This is a genomic window from Macrococcus lamae (assembly GCF_004359545.1).
In the GTDB taxonomy this organism is placed as follows: domain Bacteria; phylum Bacillota; class Bacilli; order Staphylococcales; family Staphylococcaceae; genus Macrococcus; species Macrococcus lamae.
The window spans coordinates 1-391 of record NZ_SCWB01000059.1 but is presented as its reverse complement, the minus strand read 5'-3'; the positions used below and the strand labels follow the sequence as shown (position 1 = coordinate 391).

General features: G+C 63.4%; 1 pseudogene. It reads left to right on the top strand.

The features are described from left to right. Positions 1–277, top strand: a pseudogene (locus tag ERX29_RS10870) (hypothetical protein); the annotation flags it as partial. Between the last annotated feature and the right edge of the window lie 114 nt (positions 278–391).

The window sequence follows — 391 nt, the reverse complement described above, 5'->3', positions numbered from 1 at the left end:
AGCCTCGATCTCGCGCGACATGACCTCGCTGATCACGACCGAGCAATTCCAGCAGGTGCGCCGCTTCAAGCAGATCCTGTCGCGCTACCAGCGCAACCGCGACCTGATCTCGGTCGGCGTATACGTGGCCGGCGCCGATCCGCAGCTCGAAGACGCGATTGCGCGCTATCCGCGCCTGGAAGTATACCTGCAGCAGAACATCGGCGACAGCGTGGACTATGGCACGGCCATCGATCAACTGCAGCTCAGCCTGGAAACGAGGGAGGCCTATGCCTAGCCAATTGCCACTGGACATGCTGATCGGCCTGGCCAAGGATAGCACCGACGAGGCCGCCCGCGAACTGGGCCGCCTGAGCGCCGAGCGCAACAACGCCGAGCAGCAGCTCAACAT